14 protein-coding genes are annotated in these 21,972 nt (G+C 35.6%); 6 read left to right on the forward strand and 8 right to left on the reverse strand.

The features are described from left to right. Positions 1 to 26 precede the first annotated feature (26 nt). Together CG11_RS22140 and CG11_RS22145 are read left to right on the forward strand one after the other, a co-directional pair. A complete protein-coding gene (locus tag CG11_RS22140) occupies positions 27 to 482 on the forward strand; it encodes a hypothetical protein (RefSeq protein ID WP_052599026.1) in 456 nt (151 codons plus the stop codon). A gap of 134 nt (positions 483 to 616) precedes the next feature. Continuing rightward, positions 617 to 1,096: an HAD domain-containing protein gene (locus CG11_RS22145; RefSeq protein WP_052599027.1), complete on the forward strand. Its 480-nt coding sequence runs from the start codon at positions 617 to 619 to the stop codon at positions 1,094 to 1,096. 76 nt (positions 1,097 to 1,172) lie between these two features. Here the strand turns inward: CG11_RS22145 and CG11_RS22150 are convergent, their stop codons facing one another. Further along, positions 1,173 to 3,467 (reverse strand): T9SS type A sorting domain-containing protein, encoded by a 2,295-nt coding sequence (locus tag CG11_RS22150; RefSeq protein ID WP_052599028.1) that lies wholly within the window; start codon positions 3,465 to 3,467, stop codon positions 1,173 to 1,175. A 236-nt stretch (positions 3,468 to 3,703) separates the two neighbouring features. Beyond that, entirely contained in the window at positions 3,704 to 4,384 is a 681-nt protein-coding gene (locus tag CG11_RS22155; protein WP_052599029.1) for a hypothetical protein, read from the reverse strand. A 124-nt stretch (positions 4,385 to 4,508) separates the two neighbouring features. On the opposite strand from CG11_RS22155, the gene CG11_RS22160 reads away from it, so the two are divergent. Next, positions 4,509 to 5,105, forward strand: a complete 597-nt coding sequence (locus tag CG11_RS22160; RefSeq protein WP_052599030.1) for a thioredoxin family protein — start codon at positions 4,509 to 4,511, stop codon at positions 5,103 to 5,105. Between the two features lie 386 nt (positions 5,106 to 5,491). Further along, positions 5,492 to 8,770, forward strand: a complete 3,279-nt coding sequence (locus CG11_RS22165) for a CHAT domain-containing tetratricopeptide repeat protein (RefSeq protein WP_081909625.1) — start codon at positions 5,492 to 5,494, stop codon at positions 8,768 to 8,770. Between the two features lie 394 nt (positions 8,771 to 9,164). On the opposite strand, the gene CG11_RS22170 is transcribed toward CG11_RS22165, so the two are convergent. The 4 genes from CG11_RS22170 to CG11_RS22185 all read right to left on the reverse strand — a co-directional run bounded on the left by CG11_RS22170 (position 9,165) and on the right by CG11_RS22185 (position 14,702). Continuing rightward, positions 9,165 to 10,139 carry a transglutaminase domain-containing protein gene (locus tag CG11_RS22170; protein WP_052599032.1) on the reverse strand — a complete coding sequence of 325 codons (975 nt, stop codon included), beginning with the start codon at positions 10,137 to 10,139 and terminating at the stop codon, positions 9,165 to 9,167. 204 nt (positions 10,140 to 10,343) lie between these two features. After that, positions 10,344 to 12,725, reverse strand: coding sequence for a M14 family zinc carboxypeptidase (locus CG11_RS22175; RefSeq protein WP_052599033.1), 2,382 nt, complete (start codon positions 12,723 to 12,725; stop codon positions 10,344 to 10,346). Positions 12,726 to 12,770: 45 nt separating this feature from the next. Next, a complete protein-coding gene (gene prmC, locus CG11_RS22180) occupies positions 12,771 to 13,634 on the reverse strand; it encodes a peptide chain release factor N(5)-glutamine methyltransferase (protein WP_052599034.1) in 864 nt (287 codons plus the stop codon). Positions 13,635 to 13,643: 9 nt separating this feature from the next. Continuing rightward, a complete protein-coding gene (locus CG11_RS22185) occupies positions 13,644 to 14,702 on the reverse strand; it encodes an OmpA family protein (protein ID WP_052599035.1) in 1,059 nt (352 codons plus the stop codon). A gap of 929 nt (positions 14,703 to 15,631) precedes the next feature. Between CG11_RS22185 and prfB the strand changes: the two genes are divergently transcribed. Next, a protein-coding gene (gene prfB / locus CG11_RS22190) for a peptide chain release factor 2 (protein WP_156039855.1) occupies positions 15,632 to 16,718 on the forward strand; the annotation gives its coding sequence in 2 pieces (ribosomal slippage) (positions 15,632 to 15,691 and positions 15,693 to 16,718; 1,086 coding nt in all). 69 nt (positions 16,719 to 16,787) lie between these two features. Here the strand turns inward: prfB and CG11_RS22195 are convergent. Continuing rightward, on the reverse strand, positions 16,788 to 18,974 hold the full coding sequence (locus tag CG11_RS22195) for a DUF3857 domain-containing protein (protein ID WP_052599037.1): 2,187 nt from the start codon (positions 18,972 to 18,974) through the stop codon (positions 16,788 to 16,790). 15 nt (positions 18,975 to 18,989) lie between these two features. After that, complete coding sequence (locus CG11_RS22200) at positions 18,990 to 20,879, reverse strand: transglutaminase family protein (RefSeq protein WP_052599038.1); 1,890 nt, start codon at positions 20,877 to 20,879, stop codon at positions 18,990 to 18,992. A 376-nt stretch (positions 20,880 to 21,255) separates the two neighbouring features. On the opposite strand from CG11_RS22200, the gene CG11_RS22205 reads away from it, so the two are divergent. Then, a complete protein-coding gene (locus CG11_RS22205; RefSeq protein ID WP_052599039.1) occupies positions 21,256 to 21,831 on the forward strand; it encodes a Crp/Fnr family transcriptional regulator in 576 nt (191 codons plus the stop codon). Positions 21,832 to 21,972: the final 141 nt, after the last annotated feature.

Raw genomic sequence — 21,972 nt, forward strand, 5'->3', positions numbered from 1 at the left:
ATATTATTCATCAAACCTATTTTACCATGAGTTTTACAGAACAACTAGACAGTGGCATGAACACTGAATTAAGCATCACCAACGAATCTAAGGGATTTTTATTAACCGCCTGCAAGTGGGCTAAGTTTCTAGCAATTGTTGGATTTGTCGGTATTGGTTTATTGGTAATAGTTGCAATTGCTATTCTTTTTATTGGTTTTGCGCCTGGAGGATTTGATAGTCCTTTTGGAGGCATGCCCGTGATGATGATGCTAATCTATTTAATACTGGCTTTATTTTATTTTTTCCCCACACTTTATTTGTACCGCTTTGCAGTTCTTACCAAACGAGGTATCGAAAACACGTCTAGCGACTTAGTGACCACTGGTTTTGAAAACTTAAAAGCTTGTTTCAAATTTGTGGGCGTTACCATGGCAATTATCCTTGGTTTTTATGCGGTTATGCTAGGAATTGGTCTTTTGACAGCAATGGCAGGTTTCTAGGTTTAGATCGCGCCATTAGAATAAATTAGACATTTAATTTGTGACCGTTTCGTTTATATGTATTATAAAATAGTCGTCATACAAATGAAGCGGTTACAAACTATTTCTTCTCTGAATTTTGATAACACCTACCTATGCTCCAACCAAATAATTCTCCCACTATTCTAATATTGGATTTAGATGGTGTCTTAATTACGACTCCGCCTTGGAAACAAGACATGATAGCAACAGATGGTTATTCAGAGTTTAACAAAATTTGCGTTCAACAACTTAACCGCTTATTAAAAGCACATCTATTTGAAATCTGGCTTAGTTCTTCCCGAAGAAAAAGTCAAAGTCTTTCCTTTTTTAAGCAGCTCTTCTCAAATCGTGGTGTCCATACGCCCCTAACGGGAATGCTTCCTATTTCTCAAGATCACCAAAGTAGAAAACAAGAGATTGAATTCTTTTTAGAACAGAAATCACCAGTTCATTTTTTGATTATAGACGATGATAAATCGTTAAATGGTCTGGCTCCCCAATTAAAATCTCAATTAATTTTGACCAGTTATTTAAAAGGGTTTGATGAAGAGAAACGTATAGAGGCATTAAAAAAATTATCTCTTTCCCTTTGAGGTCTTCTCGTTACACCAATATATTAGGAACTAACAAAGTTGCTCTATTATAACAACTCTGCTAGTTCCATCAATTCTAATCTTTAATAAATCTTAATGTCTTCACATTGTCTTTATGTACTATTTCTATGAAATAAACTCCTCTTACCAAAGAGGTAACGTCATACATAGCTTGTGTACCATTTAATTCATCGTGGAACATTATTCTTCCTTCTAAATTGAAAACTTTCACTTGATAAGTAGCATCTTTTTCTACTTTTAAGTACAAGTTCTTTCCCACAGGATTAGGGTAAATCATTGCTCCTTGTAACTCAAATTTAGATACCTCTGTCGTAACAGGTTCTGTTGTGAAACTCCATACTGTAGACCATGGCGACTGCCCTGCATTATTGCGACCTCTTACTTTCCAATAATAAGTTGTGTTCCCACTAAGATTAGACAGTGTTGTATTTAGCTGAGTCGCTGTCACGTCTTGAACTCCTGTTGTGAAATTGCTACTAGTACTATATTTAATTTGATAATTACTAGTATTTGAAATAGAATCCCAAACCAATTGAATGGATGCTACAGGAATATTTGAAGCGCCATCTAGTGGACTAGATAATAAAGGTGCTGCCACTAATTGATATTGTGTCGTAAAGCTCCATGTCGATCCAAAGTTAGACGTATCATTGGCGTTTATAATCGCTGCGCGCCAGTAGTAAGTCGTTCCAAAGTATAAATTTGACAACGTGTGTTCTGAAGAATTGATCCCTGAATTGCCTGACACATACAACGGTGACGTAAACGATGGGCTCGTATCTACTTCATAGATATATCCGTTATTACCTGACATTGCCGACCAATCTATTGTTGTTGTTGTCCCCAATCCTTGCGCGCCATTACTAGGAGAAACATTATTCACGCCATCTCTTGTCGTAAAGCTCCATGTCGATCCAAAGTTAGACGTATCGTTCGTGTTTATTACCGCTGCGCGCCAGTAGTAAGTCGTCCCAAAGTATAAATTTGACAACGTGTGTTCTGAAGAATTGATCCCTGAATTGCCTGACACATACAACGGTGACGTGAACGATGGGCTCGTATCTACTTCATAAATATATCCGTTATTACCTGACATTGCCGACCAATCTATTGTTGTTGTTGTCCCCAATCCTTGCGCGCCATTACTAGGAGAAACATTATTCACGCCATCTCTTGTTGTAAAGCTCCATGTCGATCCAAAGTTAGACGTATCATTGGCGTTTATAATCGCTGCGCGCCAGTAGTAAGTCGTCCCAAAGTATAAATTTGACAACGTATGTTCTGAAGAATTGATTCCTGAATTGCCTGACACATACAACGGTGACGTGAACGATGGGCTCGTATCTACTTCATAAATATATCCATTATTACCTGACATTGCCGACCAATCTATTGTTGTTGTTGTCCCCAATCCTTGCGCGCCATTGCTAGGAGAAACATTATTCACACCATCTCCTGTCGTAAAACTCCATGTCGATCCAAAGTTAGACGTATCGTTCGTGTTTATTACCGCTGCGCGCCAGTAGTAAGTCGTTCCAAAGTATAAATTTGACAACGTATGTTCTGAAGAATTGATTCCTGAATTGCCTGACACATACAACGGTGACGTGAACAATGGGCTCGTATCTACTTCATAAATATATCCATTATTACCTGACATTGCCGACCAATCTATTGTTGTTGTTGTCCCCAATCCTTGCGCGCCATTGCTAGGAGAAACATTATTCACGCCATCTCTTGTCGTAAAACTCCATGTCGATCCAAAATTAGACGTATCATTCGCATTCATTACCGCTGCGCGCCAGTAGTAAGTCGTTCCAAAGTAAAGATTTGCTAAAACTCTTCCTGAACTATTTGCTGGAGTTGTTCCTATTTCACGCAAAGGAGAATTAAATATTGGGCTTGTATCTACCTCATAAATATATCCTGTAGCTCCTGATATATACGCCCAATCAATAGTAGTAGTAGTAGATTGATTTTGTGCACCATTGCTAGGAGAAACATAGGGTAACGTATTGCTTGTAGTAAAGCTCCATGTCGTGCTATATGCTGAAGTATCAATAGGTCCTTTGGTTGCTGCTCGCCAATAATATGTTGTTCCAAAATACAAATCTACCAAAGTAACACTTGATCCACTAGCATTCCCTATTGTATGCAAAGGAGAGTTAAATGCTGGTGTTGTATCCAATTCATAAAGATAGCCCGTATTTCCTCCGACAGAAGTCCAGTCCAAGGTTATTCTTGTTGGCTGTCCCATTGCTCCATTAGACGGAGCTATATTGTTGGGCGGATTAATTGCCCAAACATTAAAAGATATAAAAAGCGTAGTAAATAAAATAAAGTATTGCATTGTTTTAGATTGTGTTAAGTAAATTATAGATCCACGCAATAGTCGTATTGCATGAACTGCCCATCTTTCTGACAAAAAGGCAAGCAGGTAATATACTTTCTCTTTCCCCAAATACTATTCCTCCAAAAAAAAGAATGCAATCATATATATTTGTAGATACTTGTATAGAAGTAGCTTTAATAACATAATCTACTATCTATCAAGCTTCAAATAATAACTCATAGTATTCTTAAAATTTAGCCTTCGATATCTTCTACAAGCTTATTCTGTATTTCTTTCATCGTACCATCTGTCTGACGTTCTTGAATAACTGATTGGTAACGTTTCTCGTCAATATAATCCTTGTTTTCAATTCGGGTGGCAACAAATTTGCCCTCTTGATATTCATAAATTGTTTCAACGTAAGATGCTGCTGAGTTTCGTTCAAAAGACAAAATCTGCTTTTTATGAGTATCAATACTTGGAAGCGATAAATCCATGTCTGTATTTTCTTCAAATTGTTGGGTTGTAGGGTTATAAATCCAATAAGCATAATAAATATTGGCATTCCCTATGACCTTAGGAATTCTTACATCGGGAAATCCATCAAAATTAAGATCTTCAAAAGTAGGCATAGATGGACCATCCTCTTCATACGGTAATTCTAAGTCATCTAAGGTCTGAAAGATGCCTGTCTTTCCTTGAAGATGAATATCAATTTTCGAGATAGATTCTTTTGCTCTATCTGTGGTTATTTTGCCTTCAAAAACCAATAATTCAGGGTCCTCTTGTGCTGTATTTTTTGTTATTTCTACTTCCGTTTCTATAGTATCCGCTGGAGTGCTAGTACTTGTTTCTTGAGTGGATTCAGAAGGATTGCAAGCCAATAGACTTACTGTTGAAAAAATGGCGGCGTAACAGGTGTTTTTTGTTATCATTTCTACAAATTTAAAAGAAGTTGGTTGTAATATAGTTAAGCTTAACACAACGTTAAGAAACAGAATAAATCTTCAATTTTAAAAGGATTGTTGTATTTTGTTGATAGAAAAACAAAAATCAGATATGAAACAATTACTACCATTCTTTGCATGTATACTTTTAACGCATTTTTCACTTGCACAAGCACCTGCCAATACCGCAACTATTAAATGGATGACTTGGGATGAAGCTGTTGCCCAAGCTAAAAAGGATGAAAAACCGAAGAAAATATTTATTGATTTTTATACGGATTGGTGTGGATGGTGTAAACGTATGGATGCTTCTACATTTGCCAATCCGACAATTGTAGATTATATGAATCGCAATTATTATGCGGTCAAATTTGATGCGGAATGTATGGATACAATTGTTTTTAATGGCACAACATTTATGAATTCAGAGCCAACGTTCAAAAAAACAGGCGCTAGAGGCAAAGTACACATCCTTGCCTATTCCTTATTGGAAGGGCAATTGAGCTACCCTTCTTATGCTATTTTGGATGCTAATTTTAGCCGTTTGCATATTCTAAAGGGCTACAAAGATGTAGAACCCATGCTTGGAACTCTAATTTTCTTTGCTGGAGAAGAATTTAAACATTACCATAATTATATTCATGCTCAGTGGCAACGAAATCTTAAGTTGCAACAGCAACAACAAGAGGCTGCGACTAAAGCTAAATAATTGTTTGAATTGCAACACTTTCTCTCGCTTAGAAATTGCTAATAGCCTTTTATCTGTTGATAATAAATCGATTAGACAAACTAATCATATCAGTATGATAAAGCTTTTTAGCAATTAAAAAAAAAGACTTTTTGCTTTTTCTTAATTCCTACATCCACCATTACTTCGTTAAAACCGCGTAGTTAACTAAAAGCAAAGCGCTCACGAAGTAAACTAATACGATTTTCCAGCGGAGTAAAACACCATAAAATTAACACCTCCATAAAAGGCTATAAAAACAAATAAAAAAGAACAAAATATTAAGACTTCCCCCGTCTTCTTCCATATATCCCCCTTTTTTTGTACTTTTACCCAACTCATTCTTTTACCTTTTCTGTCCCTATACTATGAAATGCTACCTTGTCCTCTTGTCCCTATTCCTAGGTTCTTTTTCATTCCTACAAGCCCAAACCTTAGATACTATACAACTCCAAGCACTCAGCTATGGAGAACTTGATAGTATGATGATGCTAGAATATAATAAAGGAAATTTTGCAGGAGCCATTCCTTACCTAAAACAAGGTGTCAAGAAAGCTAAAGCAGAATTTGGCTCTATGGATTCTACCTATAGTGTATTTCTTGGCAATCTTGGCTTCTTTTACAATCAGTTGGGGCAATATTCCGATGCTGAGAAAATTTATTTGGAGCAAATTACGGTAAAAAAAGAACTCTATGGGGAGCAACACCCCAAATACTTGAGCGCGCTCAATAGTTTAGCTATTTTATATTTTAGAATGGGCAAATACGATGCTTCGGAAAGCTACTATAAACAAACCATTCAACTTAGCAAACAACACTTAGGAGAAGATCACGCTACCCACGCCAATGCCCTTAATAATTTGGCATCTTTATATATTCAAATTGGCAAATTCGAAGAAGCAGAGCCCATTTATATGCAATCCATAGAAATCATCAAACGTACTGCGGGAGCAGAACACCCTGACTATGCATTTGCACTCAACAACTTAGCTTACTTATATTACCAAATGGCTCAGTTTGAATCCGCTGAACCTCTTTGGTTGAAGGCTACTGCTATTCGAAAAAAAACGGTTGGCGAGCAACACCCTGATTATGCTAGTTCTTTAAATAATTTATCCAAGTTGTATCAGAAGCTTGGAAAGTTCGAGGAAGCAGAACCTCTAATGTTTCAAGCGACAGAAATTATCAAAGCTTCCTTTGGCGAAAAGCATCCCAAATATGCAACTTACCTAAGTAATTTGGCTTCCTTATATGAGTCTATGCTGCGTTATGAAGAAGCAGAACCCCTCTATCAACAATCCATCCGAGTTGCAAAGAAAAGATTGGGGGTTCAACACCCTGATTATGCTAGTTCTCTCAATAACTTAGCTCATTTATACCATGAAATTGGTAAGTATGAAGCCGCAGAACAACTTTACTTGGAGGCTCAAAAAGTATGGGAAAAATCGGTGGGGAAAACGCATCCTGATTATGCTATTTCTTTAAACAACTTGGGTAGCTTATATAGTTCTACTGGCGACTATACAACTGCGATTCCTCTATACCAACAATGCTTGAATATTTATAAGCATTCTTTGGGAGTTACCCACCCTTCTTACGCTACCTGTTTGAACAATATGGCGATTTTATATGAAAAAATGCAACTTTCTGATACAGCTTTTGCTTATTGTATGGCAAGTATTGCTACCAATAGTAGAAATTTTGAAGCCATATTCCCTAATTTTTTTAAAAGAACAGATTCTCATACAACTGCCCCTTTGTACCTGCCTCATAACTGTTGCCGTGATCTTTCTCCTAAAGACTTCTTGAAACTATCTCAATTAGATTATAACAGTGCTCACGTTTTTAATAAGTCGTTATTCAATTTGCTAGGAATTTCTAAAACACAAGGCAAAACATCCAAACAAAAGCTAGAAGCCCATTACAATATTTGCAAAGCGGCCATGCAGGTTAACGAGCATATCCGAAATAGTTTTTCGGCAAAAGCTAATAAATTGAGAGTGTTAAAAAACAACAGCATCTTTGTTAAATACGGTATAGACGCTGCCTTAATGCTGGATGATGCCACTTATTACGATGAAGCCTTTAGCTTTTCAGAACAAAATAAATCCGTTTTATTAGCCGATGCTGTCAAAGGAAATCGAGCAAGAGTCTTAGGTGATTTACCCGATTCTTTGGTGTTGAAAGAAATTAAACTCCAGAAAAAAAAGGATCAACTAAAAAAACGAAAGGCAGAAAGTTCTTCGAACGAAGCAACTATAGCAATTACAGCGGAAGAAAATGCACTTAATCAAGAAATTGATGTGTTCTTGAACTCTCTTAAAGACAAATACCCCAAATATCATCATTTAAAATATGAAAACATTACAGTAAATGCCAAAGAAATACAAACTTCTCTAGCTCCCAAAACGTTACTGTTGGAATACTTCGTCACCGACTCTATGACGTATCTCTTTGCGATTAGTCCAACTAGTATAGAGCTATTTCCAATTGATGTCAAGAAGGAAAAACTGAAAAAACAAATTGAAACCTTACGATTTGCACTTAGTCGTTACGATTATATCATTAACAAATCTGAACTTGCTCAAAAACTATATACAGAATCTGCGTACTGGTTTTATAAGGAAATGTTGTCCGTAGCACTTCAAGGTAAGGAGATAGAGAATTTAATTATTATCACAGATGGCGAGTTGGGACATTTGCCATTTGAAGCGTTTCTATTGGAATCAATACCACAAGGCAAAATTAATTATGCTTCACTTCCCTATTTGGTAAAAGATTATAATATTAGTTACAACTACTCTGCAACTCTTTGGAAAGAAAACCTAGAGATTCAACAAAATCGCAAACAGACGAATAACCACAACAATCACCAAATGTTTGCTTGTGCTGCTAGTTATCCTAAAGTAGATTCCTCTCTATTAGATTTGCGTTTGCCCAATATATTTGACATGCGTCATTCCCTAGTTCCATTGCCTCAAACAAAAACAGAAATCAAAACGTTGTCCAAAGTGTTCGATGGATTGTTTTTGACCAATGATTCTACTAGCGAAGCTTTTTTTAAAGAACATGCCCACGAATATGGTGTCATTCATTTGGCAATGCATGGTCTTCTTCATCCTAGAGTTCCCATGCTATCTTCATTAGCATTTACAGAAAATAAGGACAGCTTGGAAGATAATTTCCTTCAAGCTCACGAGGTAGCTCATTTGCATTTGAACGCAGATTTAGTTGTTTTAAGTGCTTGTGAAACGGGCTATGGAAAATTTGAACAAGGAGAAGGAATTGTGTCCTTGGCGCGCTCTTTTATGTATGCCGGTACGCCATCTCTTGTGGTCTCACTTTGGCAAGTTAATGATCAGTCTACTTCTGTTATCATGAACTATTTTTATCATTACATTGCAGATGGAATGCCTAAAGATGTCGCATTGAGACAAGCAAAATTAGATTATTTAACATTGGCGAAAGACTTTGCAGGGCATCCTGCATTTTGGTCGGCTTTTATTCAATTAGGAGATACTACATCGGTCAAAATTTCTAGGAGAAGGAATTATTCTACTTGGGGTATTGGGCTTGGGATTTTGGTTGGTTTGAGTTCTTTAATTGCTATTTTTGTAGCTCTAAGAAAAAAGAAAGAGTTGGTATAAAATCAATAGTTCGTTGAAAAACTTTATTAGTTTGATAATCAGCAAGTTGCACTTCTGTTGCGTTTTATGTTAAAATTCTGATTATCAAACTAATATAAATGTGCTTTTTTATCTTTTTGGTAAAAAAGTAAAAAATCAACGAACTACTAATAAAATCTAACTAGGAACTAATTTACTTTGTAGTTTTTCTTTAGCATCATTCCGTTAAAAAATCGTATTAATTTACTTCGTGAGCGCTACGCTTTTAGTTAGCTTTGTTACTCCCTACGGTCGTGAGCTCGCACAGCTCGGTTCACTGCTACTTCGTTACCGTGTGAGGGCTTCGTTGTTGATTGTCAGCAAAATGCGCCCCAAGTACCTCGAGCATAAAACCTAGTAATCAAAGCATTTTGTATTACTTTAGAAGGTGCTGCGCAAATGCAATTCCTCTATAACAGGACTTTTTATGTTCTTTCTTTTTTTCCTCGTCTTCTAGCTCATTGTACCAATCAATTGCTTTTTTGTAATAGACAATAGCAATATTCAATTCGTTTGGGCTGCAACCTTCTTTAGAGTGATCGTATGCTGCTCTGTAATAAGTATTGGCTAATTCTTGAACCAAAGGAATGGTTGGATTAAAGCGATAAGCACTCATAGCTGTTGCAATAGCTTGATGGTTAGAATCTAAGTTTTCAAAGACCTGAATGCTATCTTTATAATTATAATAAATGGTCGCTTTAGAGAGCATTGTTTGTACAGAATCATATTTAGCAAACGCTCCCAAACTAATAGGATAATCTTTTAATTGCCATCTGGGGTCAGAAGGCAACCGTTTTTCCAGTAAATAATTGGGTTCTGCAAAAAGATTACTTATTTCTAGTTCTGCATAAAAGATATCGTCTCTAACATATCCACTCCCCCAAGTAGCATCTACGATTTTGTACACACCATCTACTTTGACCATATTCCAAGCATGATTGGTGTCTTTATAATTTGCTCTAGTATTCGCAAATCGCTCCTTTGCATAGCCAACAATTACATAACAATCTATCTTAGCGACGACACACATATCTTTTAGTAAATCGGCATAACCTTGACATACAGCAACCCCTGTTTCTAAAGGTTTTGACTCTTGAGTCAGATAAGAACCGTCTGCCAAACCTTTGACATCATACGCTACATTTTTAGTAATCCAATAAAAGAATACTTCAACTGCTTCAGATTGATCTTTAGTTGGCTTTTTTAAATATGCTACTAATTTGTTCAAATCCTTTTTTAAGACTTGGGGGCAATTTTCTGCATGATGTAACAATTCAGTGTTGATCAAATTTTTACTAAACAAAGAATTGACAAACAATAGAAACACCCAAAATATCAACTTAATTTTCATGGATTGGTGTGTCAAAGTAGGTTGTTATATCTAACAATAGTTCGTTGAAAAACTTTATTAGTTTGATAATCAATAAGTTGTAAATTTATTGCGTTTTGTGTTAAAATTTTGATTATCAAACTAATATAAATGTGCTTTTTTATCTTTTTGGTAAAAAAGTAAAAAATCAACGAACTACTAATCTAAAAAACGATGAATAAATTACTACTTAATCACCACCATACGACGAGGAGCAGACTGATAATGTCGGCCTAACAATTGGTAAAGATAAACACCTTCTTCCCAGTTATCAACCGCTATCTCAATTCCTTTTTGTTGCTTATCTAAAACAACTGTATACATTTTTTGACCTAAAACATTCGTAACTTGTAGGGTAATGTTTTCTTCAACATCCGAAGGTATCTCTAAGGGAATATAAGCTTTCAGAATTGCTGGATTCGGTTGATTTTGTCCCAATTCTAATGTCGTATTCCCTAGTATTTGCTGATTTCCAACCGTTGGGCTGAGCATATTCACTGTAAAATCGTCAAAATAAAAACCATCCTCATTGACCCAAACGTCAGAAACTAAACGCAATTTAATTTGAACTGCTGACTCTCCTAAAAACTCGTTTAAAGACATTCTTTCAGCTACCCATGTTGATTGCGTTCCATCGTATAACGGTTCATTGGGATCTTGATTATTGGTTCCTATATCTGTATACAAACCACATAAGGGCTTATAAATACCATTACTTCCAGCAGCCATTACTTGCACATAGTCATAATCTGCCTCAATATCCCACTTCGCCCAAAATGCTAAATTAGCATCTGTTGCCGTGCTTAAATCAAAGCTTTGATTGAGCACAATTTCAGATGTTGTATTATTAGCATAACCTCCTATTCTAGAATCTGTTAAACAGCCTGTTGGTGAATAATAATCGGCAGTCGTTACTTCCCAATTTGAATTAGCACCTTGGTTTGTCCAATTCAACAATGTATTTCCATCATCATTAAATGCCACCGCATAGTTTCCATAAATGCGCTCAATTGTATCACTTTGAGTATAAAACCCATTGTCCAATTCCAATACATAGCGCACTGTTTCTCCATTAGTAATTGTAGGCACCAAATTAAAAGTAATAGAGTCTTGTATCGTCGTAAATTGTGTCAAATTAAAGGCTTTGGGGCTGGCAACGGACGCAATGTTTGTTGACAAAGGCGTAACACGCACCGTCAATACTCCATTCATCATTCCGTAACGTGTCAAATCAAAATTCGCTTGAGTATTTAGTTGCGTAATCAAAGCATTGCTCTTATCAGTTGCTTCGCCATAAATTAATAAAAGATGCGCCATTGCTAAATTCTGCCACATCGTTCCTTGACAATGCCCTACAATAGTAGATGCTGCGGGCCAAAATCCGTCAGGACTCGCCTCTGGAGTCATTGTCAATATCTTGTTTTTTGTCGTTTGCTCTCCGTAAAACCAATCATCAGCATCGCCATTCGTAGAATAACCAATCGTTTCCATATTGGTTCCATACTTGTATTTATTTTCCTTGGTCATAATACTAGCATACGTTCGATAGGCATTAGAATCAGGTGTTAATTGATCGTTATACGCCCAAGGATAAATTAGCAAATTCCCATAAGTATGATAATTGAAAGAAAACGTAAAATCATGTGCATTGCAAAAATCACGCATATTCTGAGTCTCTGGTTCCGAAAAAGCAGATGGTCCTCGGTAAGTATCAGACGTAGGGTTGCCAGAAGATCCCACATTATCATGAGCAAAGGCATAACCATAATTTCGATTCAAATCTACTCCATAGCTGCTCCCATTGTTTCGGCGATTCTTGCGCCACATTCCTCCTCCATTAGGATTCGTAGACTCATTGTACACATAGCCATCGGGATTCAAACAAGGAACAAAATACAACTCTGTATTTTCTAACAAGTATTGTATTTCTGTGTCTGTATCATAATTTTCTAGTAGATACCACATATAGTAAATTAACTGTGATAATGCTAGTGGTTCCCTAGCATGATGAATGGCCGTATACAAAGCTTCAGGTTCGTTTTCATCTACATTGGGATTATCTGATATTTTAATCCAGTAGATTGGTCTATTTTCATGCGTTAGGTTGTTCGGATCAATAACTGTTTTAGCCGTAATAAGATTAGGATATTTGCTTGTCATGCTATCCAAATTATCTAACATTTGTTGGTAGGTTAAAAAACCTCCCATGCTTCCCAATGCAAAATTGGCGGGCGGAGCATATGCCCCAGCCCCTGTATTAGGGTTGCAATTAGCCGTTCGAGGATTTCCTATTTCATTTTGTTCTGCATAATAAGCCGCTACATCCTCTACCAATACATCGTAACGAAAGCCATTGGTTTCTAGCAATCGACGATCTGATTGAGAAAAATCACTTTCAAAATGGACCGACCGGCGATGTTGTCCATGGTCACAAGTTACCCCCAATTGCATCAAATCTTGCGCAGAGCGATTATCCAAATAAACTCTAAGTTTTGAATACTTCTCTTGCTGCCCCCAAATAGTAGACGTTCCTAAAAAGAATAGGATAAATAAACAATACGTTTTCATACTTTTTATATTTGTGGTAAGGTATCAATCGTCTACTACTTTAACTTAAAGTAGTTGTCCTAGAACGATTCTATCTCTATTCGACATATCTGGTAACAAGGCGCAATTTTCAAACCCTTTATTTTCTAACAACGCTAATACCTCAGCACCAAAATATTCGTTAATTTCAAAATATAGCCAACCTTTTGTACACAAATGTTCTTTTGCAAAATCGGTAATTGCAGTATAAAACTGAAGGGGGTCTTGATTGGTAACAAAAAGTGCTAAATGAGGCTCATAAGCCAAAACATGTTCTGGCATCAATGATGTTTCTGAATTTTGAATATACGGAGGATTACTCACAATTAAATCATATTGAGGTAATTTTTGTATTTGTTCGGTATCCAAAATATCAACTTGTTGAAATGTTATCTCAACTTTATTTTTCACTGCATTCTTTTGCGCAAGAGCTAGTGCATTTTTAGATACATCTACGGCGGTTATTGTGGCTTGTGGCAATTGTTTTTTTAATGCGATCGCAATACAACCACTTCCTGTTCCGATATCCAAAATTTTTGGAGCATGACCAACATATTTTTCTATGATAGCATAAACCAGTTCTTCCGTTTCTGCCCTAGGGATTAACACACTTTCATCTACTTCTAATTTCAGGTCGTAGAAGTCTGCTGTACCAACAACATACTGCCAAGGCCTTCTTTGTAATAACTCTTGTACCATTCGCTCCAACTCGCTTTTCTCTTCGTTGGTTATCATTTGGATGCTATTGATGGGATTTTTAATATTAAAAGCATCCTCCAAAACGTACTGTGCAATAGTTGTTGCTTCTCGTTCTTCATATACCTGTTCTAATTCTTTTTTTAGGTAAAAAAAACAGGTTTTAGCACTCCATTCTTGCTTTAGTTCATGCATATTCACTATCTATTCAATTACTTTTAATTCTACTCGGCGATTCATTTGTTCCTGCACAGGATTGCTAGCTCTAGGATGTATCATCTCAGAATTTCCATACCCTTTGTAAGTGAGCCTATCTGGGCTAATTCCATGCTCAATCAGATAAGCATGCACAACCTTTGCCCGTGCCTCTGATAATTTAAAAGAGGAAGAACTTTGAGGTACAGGTGCTTGGTTGGGTTTGTTTATGTGGCCACCTATTTCTATTTTTAAGTTAGAATTATATTTTATAAATGCAACCACTCCTTCTAAAGCTTTTTCAGATGCATTCATCAACAAAGGAGTTCCTCCTTGAAAATACAAATCATTCAAAGCCATCTTTCCACCAATAATGGCAGGTTCTAGGTTAAAATCTAATTTTGTTGTCGTTTTATGTTTGGTCTTTGCCAACTTAGAAACAAAGAAATAACCTTTGGTGTATGCTCTTACTTCTACATTCGTTTCCATTTCCACCTGATATTCATAAGCCCCATATTCATCTGTTTCAATGGTATCCTTTCCAGCTAAAGAATTAAAAATCAGTCGTGTTCTCAATGGCTGGTTGTTAGTAGCATCTACAACCTTTCCTTTGACAACGCAAATAGACGCTTCTTTTTCTTTAGGCACATATGGGCGCACTACCTCAATCGTTACTCTTCGGTTTAGTGCCCTTCCTGTAGCCGTTCCGTTACTTTTAAGAGGAACATATTCTCCATGAGAATCTATTTTTAGTTGTAAGGAATCAACACCCATTTCAAAAAAAGCTTTGTAAACAGCATCGGCACGACGATCCGATAAAGCTTGATTCGACTCGTAACTTCCTAGCGAATCAGTATGCGCTTGAATCCAAGCTCTTGCTTCTTTATCACTATTAATAGCCTCAGCAGCTTCTTTCAAGGTTGCTCTAAATTTGGGCAATATTTTAGCTGATCCTGAATTAAAATAAATAGCTTCAGAATATAATAACAAATACCGTTTTCGCTGGGCGGAAGTAGTAGACAAGTATATAAAAAAAACAATTAGGACGAGGGTAAATTTGGCATTCATAAAGTTCCGTATTTAAATGCGATCAAATCTAATGATTGAATGTTTTGACTTGTTGATATAGAAGTCCACTAATCCGTAAAACTAAACTTACTGAGCAGAATATAATAAACAAAGCTCAATAGGTTTGTGAACTAAATTAAGAGACTATTGGTTGAGTTATAATTAAGTAAAAAATTGCCAATTTCAGACCAGTATATTTCGTTTGGTAAGTTTTTGTTCAAACAATATTATTCATTAGCAAATCATACGCATTTTCTAAATTCTGTATAGCCGCTCGCCTATTTTATTTTAGATGCCAACAGTTTCAGTTTTTTTATACAATTTGCAAAAAACGAAAAATATTTATAATTATATATTAATTAGCTTTCTTTTAAGGGGTGCTGTGCAGTTGATAATCAACAAATTGCAATGCTATTGCATTTCGTGATATTTTTTTAATTATCAGACTAATATAAATCTACTTTTTTATCTTTTCGTAAAAAAAATAAAAAAGCAACCACCACACAGTAGCAGTACAACTCACTACTATTAAATATAATGTTGTAAAATAAGTGATTTTTGTCAAAAAATATAAAATGCACAAACTAATTCGTTATAATTGCAAGTCTATAAAATTAATACATCATGCTTTTTTTCGTTTTTTTATACGAAACAAAAAAAGCATCTTTGCATCATTTTGATTATCAGCTTTTTAAAGCAGCAAACAATAAAAGCATACTTTCTTAATAGTCAAACGAATGCAATTTTTCCATGAAGTAATGTAAAGTAACGATTACCACAAATCGATTTTATGAGAAGCAAGCAGTTCTAATATTTTCCTTGATTAAAAAAGCGAAAATACGCATTCATAAACTTCTTGCTAGATACATGACTCGGTTTGTATTTAATCTTTAAATATTTAATTAAAATCACAATCTGACCACAATATTATGACAATTGATCAATTAAAAGAACTTCAAAGCCAGCTGGGCATATTAGGGAGGTATCTTTGACGTCGATAACCGACGCATGCAAATTAATGAAGAAAAACAACATACTTATGACCCTGATTTTTGGTCAGATCCCAAACGAGCCGAAAGTATTTTAAAAAGCATTAGCGAAAAAGAATTTTGGCTAAAAAAATACGATGCAGCCGCTACTGCTTTAGGTGATTTAGAAGTTTTGCAAGAGTTTTATGAAGCTGGAGATGTTGCCTTAGAAGAGGTAGAGAATCAATACTCAGCTACTCAAAAAATCTTGGATGATTTAGAATTCACGTCTACACTTAGTGAGCCTGAAGATATGCTGAGTTGTATGGTGAAAATTAACGCTGGAGCTGGTGGTACAGAAAGTTGCGATTGGGCTGAAATGCTCTTGCGAATGTATACAATGTGGGCTGAAAAATCAGGACACAAAGTAAAACAATTGGATTATCAAGCGGGAGATGTAGCTGGTATCAAGACCGCTACCTTAGAAATTACAGGAGAGCACACTTATGGTATTTTAAAAGGAGAAAATGGGGTTCATCGCTTGGTTCGCCCTAGTCCATTTAATGCCCAAGGAAAACGACAAACTTCTTTTGCTTCTGTATTTGTCTATCCTATGGTCGATGATAGCATCGAAATAGAAGTCAATCCTGCTGATATAGAATGGGATACATTTAGAGCAAGTGGTGCGGGAGGACAGCATGTTAACAAAACTGAATCTGCTGTTCGTTTGCGACACTTACCTTCTGGGTTGGTTGTCGAATGTCAAGAGCAACGTTCTCAACACAAAAATCGAGAAAAAGCAATGAAGATGCTAAAATCTGAGTTGTACCAGTTGGAAATTGAGAAACAAAATGCAGCTAAAGCAGAAATTGAAGGGGGCAAGATGAAAATCGAATGGGGTTCTCAAATTCGTTCTTACGTTTTGGACGATAAACGGATCAAAGATCATCGCTCCAACCATCAAACTCACAATGTCAAACGTGTATTGGATGGCGACATTGATGATTTTTTAAAAGCCACACTTATGGCTTTGAAAAATATGTTGTAAAAAAAATACCAATTTGAACCTTTCTCAAATTGGTATTTTTAATTTCACGACCTTACATCTTTTCGTTTTTTACGAGCGCTTTTTCTTTAACAAAATTTCTTTGGTCAAAAATTCACCTCCTGGAATCAAAAAGGCTTTCATCATGTCCCAGTTTTTGGCAGGCTCATAATTATTTTTATAATATTTATTAAACGTAATAGTTAGAATATTTCCATTAAGACTAGCCGAAGATTTTAGACTGCCTGTTTCGTTGTCAATATTATTTGTAAAATTATCCAACCCCTTCACTTCGTATCCTTCTGGTATCGTAATCTCGATTTCATACTCATATCCTCTAGGGTAATTCATGTGAATATCAACTGTTCGTTCCATCTCATCTTCCGCCAAAATAAGCTGTCCACCAACCAAACGCCCTGCTTTGATAACATAATTTGGTCCTACTTTTTTGACCAAATCCGACAACTCACAATCAAATGTGTACTCCAAACTCTTCTCATCAATCGTATTGGCTGTTGTCAAGCCCTCATAAGCAATTAATTCTGTATTCCCCTCTCCTAAGTCAAAATGTGATTGAGCAATCGCTTCCATTGCTTCGTCTCTTTCTTCTTTTTGAGCTTGTATAAAGTTTTTCATCTCTGAGCTCTTATCCTTAGAAGGATGTCCCCACAGTTTGGTTTTGTACAACTTATTCTCATTCCAAATCATATCCATCCAATCAACAACATCGTACTGGTAACTTTCGATATGGTGCCCCGTGTGAATTGCCTTAGAATTTGCTCTTAGCACCATCATATCATCTTCCTTAAAATGCACTTTGGTTTCGTGCCTACTAATGTTAGACTTATAATCTGAAGCGGGCAACAACGCCTTTTTAGTTGTCAACTTACGCCCTCTTGTATTTTCTGCCTCTACGACATACCCTTCTGCATTTTCAATTTGAAAGGGAAAATGGTTAAAACGCGTGTAAGGATTAGGTCTATAAAAATAAATGTTAGAATCATCCAATTTGGCTCGAATCAGATAATCCGTCTGGTTTTTATTAATAACATCCTCAATACGACCAGATTGACGTCCTACAACGACCACAATATCATAAGGAATTTTTAGTTTCTTTAGGGCATAAATAATATGTCCCGTAAACTCAATATTTGAAAGCTTTCGAAAGCTATTGGCATTCCCATAATAACGATCGTACACATAGTGCTTGTTGGTAAAATGATGACGCATATAATAGTACAGTTCCTCCAATGTCTTAGTCTTCGAAATTTCTTCTTTTTTATATTTTCGTCTCAAATAGCCTTTAAAAGCAGCATACTCATTAAAAGCACTTCTACTTTTTTCATAATAATCTCTATACGTATCAATAATATCCTCTGATTTTAGTGAAGACGTGTGTAAAGCTCCTCCCTTTGTTCTTCGAAGGGCTAAGTTATCTTTGGAATAGCCAACATACATTCGAATATAAGGCCCTGTCTGATAATAATAGTTCCATCTTGTCGAATTGATTTTTTCTACATTTTCCTTATGAATAGAAAATTCAAAACAGTTATCATTAATCGTCTTTTCAGACAAATTAATTTCGTGTTTGCCAGATGTAAACTGAACATCCCAGTCTCGATCAGTCGTTACAGAGTAATTAAAATCTTTGATTGGATAAGCTCGATTTAGAGTAAACTCATCAATAACACCATAGAAAAAAGAAGTCGCCAAATCATGCGTATACAAAGCATAGTCCAAAATATCACCTACTTCTAGATTTGGTACCGCAACTTTTCGTTTACCATTGTCATCTTCAATAATTTCTTTGTTATCAACAATGATTTCTTTACCATTAGGCTTAATAATCTTGATGTTCATGAACTCCTTATCCCTAGTCTCGTCATACATATTGTATCCTCCATGGGCACCACTAACATAATACACTTCAGAAAAGTTTTCCAAAGCAGCTTCATCCAAAATCTTAACCCGATAATGTGAAATATAAGATACGTGCAGTCTGGCACTAGCAACATAAGCAACCGCTTTGACAAAACGAATCTCATACTTTCGTTCGTAACGCAAAAAAACAGCCGATTGATTGTTCCAATCTTCAGGATATTCTTCCTCCGCTTTGTTATAAGCATGCTGCTCCCAACAATATTCTTGCACATTTTCTTGGGTATAGTCCTCAAGGAGTATACTAGAAACATCCTTTTGTGCTAATACATTAGCAGTGAACAATAAACAACTAACGCAAGCTAAAATTATTAATCTCATGGGTAAAATCTATTTCTATTTTTTTATCAAAACAATTGGTTCATCATAAGCTGCTTTTAACGATTGAATCGCTTTATTCCAAGCTGCTATGTTTTCTTTCTTAACTTCTGAATTGGGAATTTGGATTTGTACAGAGTAGAGGACTTTTGCTCCTTCCAATTTATAGTCCAAATCAAATTGAAAATCTTCGTTTTCAACCACAAACGACTCGGGCACACTTTCTAGCTCATATCCTTCTGGCAGTTGGAATTCGATTCGGACATGGTCATTGTGTTTATGAGACATCCAAAGAGGAAATTGGCGATCTTCACCTAAGTCATAATGCTCAAAAATACGATATGGATCTAAATATAGGTAAACCTCATTATCAAAGGTACTAACTTTATTTTTAATTATAATATCTCCTCCCAAGATCAATTCATCCATTGAACGATCCATAGAGGGCACTTTCATATTTTCGATGGTAATAAACTTATCAAACAAAGCTAAATAACGTTTTAAAGATTCCTCTTTTTCATCTGTTCTTGTTTGATTGTACAAATACATTATCCTAGACATTGCCTCTCCTTTTTCACTTATTTGTACCGATCCAACCAAAGCATTATCAGCATTCATACTAAGTTTTAATTGATAATCTCTAGTATTTCTATGGTGCTCCTGTGTTGGGATTTTGCTTCTTATAAACGAAGTACCATCTTCAATTAAAACCTCTTGGTTTTGGATTCGTTCAGCATACGCCCCTAAAAGAGTGTATTTTTCTGTCCCGTCCAAATAGATAAAATCATCCCCTTGTTTTACAGCACAAATCATATGATTATCAGAAGCAAGACAGGGCGTAGAATAATTGGTCGCCACAGACTTTGTTCCCAACCAAACCAATCGAGCATCGAAGCCTGCTAATTTGAGCATTTCCTTCATCAAATTTGCCATTCCCTTACAATCCCCATATCGGTTAAAGAACACCGTTTGGCAGTTTTCGGGTTGGTACCCTGCAATTCCATCTTCAAAAGCAATGTAACGAATGTTGTCTTGTACCCAATAAAATATGTTCTTAATTTTTTCTTCATCCGAACCAGCAGAAGCCGTTAATTCCTCGACAATTTCCTTCAACTCTTCTGGCTTATTTTCTACCTCTGCCACCAACTTTGCATACCAAGCATACAAAGCATCGAGCGAATTAAAAAATTCTTCACTAATATCATTGTCTTTGTAAGTTTTGGGTAAGATCAAAACATGTGGATAAATATAACTTGCCCCTGGCAAGCTCTCTTCGTCCGAGAATCCGTCTAAATTCTCAATAGAATATTCAATTTCTAAATTGTTGCCTTTCTCGTTTTCCGTTTTATGCACCGTATAACCATCAAAATTAACGGGCACCAAATCAACATCAAAAGCCTTGGGAATTGTAAATTTTATAGTGCGTTGTAAAGCGCTTTGGGGCGAAGTCAAATATACTTTGGTCAAGTACTTAATGTCTTTGTAAGTCTTTTCGGTTTTTATAGAGCGAGTCAAGCCTTTTTGACGCAAACTATAATTGGCATATTGCATTCGAATGTCGGAGTGAAAAATATCATTAGACTGATAATAATCGTCATTTACAAAGGCACTCGTCTCAAACTTATCTACGGTAGAATAATCATCATAATGAACTACATAGCTAAACTTTTGATTGCCTTTTAAACTTAAAAATTCTTCTGATCGTTCTTCTACAACAACTAAATCCTTTGTCTTCTTGTCTTTCTTGAATTTAAAATGAATCACCGATTCTGTTAAAATAAGACCTTCTTCTGGGAAAATAGTCGCTGCTTTTTCCATTAAGGCAGAAGATTCTTGAGCGATTATTGAGAGTGGTAAGCATAAGTAGAGGAAAAAATAAATCCTCCATTTCAAATTTTGCATTTTCATGATTTAGTAGTTCTGTTTTGAGTAAAAATAATGAAAACTTTCCGTTTTCATCAAATTATATGGTTTATCCAACAAATAAATATTTTTTTTGTTCCAATCGAATGGTTTTATTTCTCGATAAAACCAAGTCGTCGTTTTCGTTTTTTTTTAAAAAAAACTGTGTAATTTCCAAAAACACCTAACTACAAACCAACTATACATTACAAAAATAAAATTTAATAAAAAACAGGTCATTCAGTGAACTTTTTACTTCTCTTTGTTGTTATAGGAATCATAGAAGCTAATTTTTTAAAATAGCTTTTCCTAAATCTATAGTATAAAAAAGCAATTCATTTGACCTAAATGAATTGCTTTTTTAGTTTTAATAAATATGTCCATGCCCAACACCAAAAAACTCTCTGATTTTTTCTCAACCAACTACCCATTAAACCGAGAGGGCATAGAAGAAACGATTGCAGCTTTCGAACTTAGAACGATTCCTAAACATAAAATTTTGCTGCAAGAAGGAACGCAAGAACAAACATTGCGATTCCTTAACAAAGGTACCATTCGAGAGTTTTATATTGGCAAACACAAAGAAACAAACATCAACTTTTTTACTCGCCCTCAATTCATCACTGATTTCTCTTCTTTCATCCATGGCAGTACAACTAAAAGGAATCAAGAAAGTTTGAGTAAATTAGAAGTTTTAGTTTTGGGCAAAGAAACTTTTACGAACTTACTAAGAAAACACAGCTGTGGACGCTCTTTTATTGAAGCAGCTTTTTTGAAAATCTTGCAACATCAAGAATTGCTAGAATATAACCGTATTACCAAACCACCAGAGGAACTTTATGAAAATCTACAGCAACAACGCTCCGATTGGCTGCAAAAAATTCCTCAGTACCATATTGCGTCCTATTTAGGTGTTACACCAGAAACATTGAGTCGAATTAGAAAACGAATTTCTTGATCTGAATCAATGAACTAAACGTAGAATTTGAGTCTATTTGTGATGAGCATTACTTATTTAACTCAAGTTACGCAAAGATTAAAGAAATTAAGTTATAAAGTTTAACTTTATAGAATGGAAGATAAATTAGACTTATACACA

The organism is Aureispira sp. CCB-QB1 (assembly GCF_000724545.1).
Classification (GTDB): domain Bacteria; phylum Bacteroidota; class Bacteroidia; order Chitinophagales; family Saprospiraceae; genus Aureispira.